The organism is Actinoplanes sp. NPDC048791, assembly GCF_040650095.1.
Lineage (GTDB): Bacteria > Actinomycetota > Actinomycetes > Mycobacteriales > Micromonosporaceae > Actinoplanes.
Window position 1 is genome coordinate 1 of record NZ_JBEZGQ010001354.1, and the last position, 1,886, is coordinate 1,886.

Below are 1,886 nucleotides of genomic sequence, written 5' to 3' on the forward strand. Positions count from 1 at the left end.
CCTGCGCGCCGAGCACGGCCTGGGCACCGGCACGCTGCGCTGGGTGGACACCCCGGCGGACGTGCTGGCGTTCCGCAACGGCGGCCTGCTGGTGCTCACCAACTTCGGCGACGCGCCGGCCGAGCTGCCGCTCAACGCCCGGGTGCAGCTGGCCAGCGGCCCGCTGACCGACGACGGCCGGGTGCCGCAGGACGTCACTGTGTGGGCGCGGGTCTGACCTCTTCCCGCTTGCCGTAGGTGGCCAGGGCCGCATGGGTGTCCGCCATGTCCCTGGCCACCGTCCGGCTGGCCAGCCAGTACATGACGCCGGTCGGGATGAAGAACAGCTGGAACGCGGCCAGGCCGACCGCGTAGTTCAGCGGCGGCGGGAAGGCCCCGGCCAGCTGCCGGAACACCAGCGCGACCAGGGCGTTGCCGCCGGCCCGGCCCACCCCGTTGACCAGGTTGCCCAGGCTGTAGACGGTGCCGCGGTGCTCCGGCGGGTTGACGTCGGCGATCAGCGCGAACCAGTTCGGCGAGTTGGCCGAGGTCAGGGCCAGCGCGAAGATGGCGGTGGCCAGGCTCAGCCCGACCGTCGGCTCGGTGAAGACCTGACCCAGGATGGCCAGCACGACGGCGCCGGCGCTGCCGCCGTCCGGCACGTCGATGCGGAACGGCACGAAGAACAGCACCACGTAGAAGGGCACGGCGGCGATGACGCCCACGGCCGCGACCAGGGCCCGGCCCCGGGGGGCACGGCGTTGCAGCCGGTCGCCGATCAGCCCGCCCAGGATCGACAGGGCCCCGCCGAGCTGGAACAACGTGGCGAAGACGCTGCCCACGATCACCGCGGTGGCCGTCGTGTAGCCCTGGTCCTCGGCGCGCGAGCGGAACAGCACCGGCAGCCACACCAGCGACCCGAAGGCGATCTGCGCGGTGAGACCCTGCAGGATCAGCCAGATGTTGGTCCGCCGGCGCAGGATCCGGGGCAGGTGGTCGTGGTGGATCCGCTCGTCGTACTCGACGCCGGCCAGCTCGGGCTGACTGTCCCCGCGCGGCACGTCGAAGGTGAAGACGTACGCCACCGTGGCGAGCACGCCGGCCACGGCCACCACCAGGAACGGCCGCCGCCAGTCGGCCGAGCCGAGCACCCCGGCCAGCAGCGTGCCGACCAGGGTGCCGACGCCCTGCGACAGGCCCCAGAAGCTCATCACCAGGCCCCGGCGCCGCGGTGAGATCAGGTCACTGACCACCGAGAAGCTGACGCTGGCGACCCCGCCCAGCCCGATCGCGGCCAGCACCTGGGACAGCAGGAACGACGGATAACTGCCGGCCAGGCCGGACCAGGCCGTGCCGGCCACCCAGATCAGGGTGCCGGCGATCAGCACCGGCTTGCGGTCGAGGCGGTCCCCCGCGTACGCCCAGGCGATCGCGGCCACCGCGCTGATCAGGAACATCACCGTGGTGGCGAGGGCGATGTGGCCCTCGCCCACGGCGTAGTCGTCGGCGATGCTGCCGTACAGCGGCGGGACCAGGTTGATCGCGACGTTGTCGAGGGAGGCGAGGATGACGAAGACGATCACGCTGTACGCGCGATGCGCCGGTCCTCCCCGCCATCTCACGCGACGAGGTTAGCCGGACACCCTGTCGATCACGGCGTCGCGGGCGGCGGCGTACTGCTCCCGGATGATCGGGGCGCTGCTGTCCTCGTACACCTCGGGGGTCTCGGCGGACCACGTCGGTGGCGCGTCACCACCCACCGTGACCCACGCGGCCTGGCGGGCGGCCCCGTCCGCGACGTATTCGCCGGGCGGCGGGACCAGCACCGGCAGGCCGAAGAGGGCCGGCGCGATGCGGCGGACCGCCTCGCTGCGAGCACCGCCGCCGACCAGCACGATGCGGTTGGC

The 1,886-nt window shown here is 72.9% G+C and carries 3 protein-coding genes; 1 reads left to right on the plus strand and 2 read right to left on the minus strand.

Going from position 1 to position 1,886, the window contains the following annotated elements; translation table 11 throughout:
• A partial coding sequence (locus AB0C29_RS46235; protein ID WP_360834435.1) for a DUF3459 domain-containing protein occupies positions 1-217 on the plus strand: 217 nt, incomplete at its 5' end.
• Here AB0C29_RS46235 and AB0C29_RS46240 read toward each other — a convergent pair.
• Positions 195-1,601 (minus strand): MFS transporter, encoded by a 1,407-nt coding sequence (locus AB0C29_RS46240; RefSeq protein WP_360834437.1) that lies wholly within the window; start codon positions 1,599-1,601, stop codon positions 195-197. The genes AB0C29_RS46235 and AB0C29_RS46240 overlap by 23 nt on opposite strands.
• Before the next feature lie 9 nt (positions 1,602-1,610).
• A partial coding sequence (locus AB0C29_RS46245; protein WP_360834439.1) for an FGGY-family carbohydrate kinase occupies positions 1,611-1,886 on the minus strand: 276 nt, incomplete at its 5' end.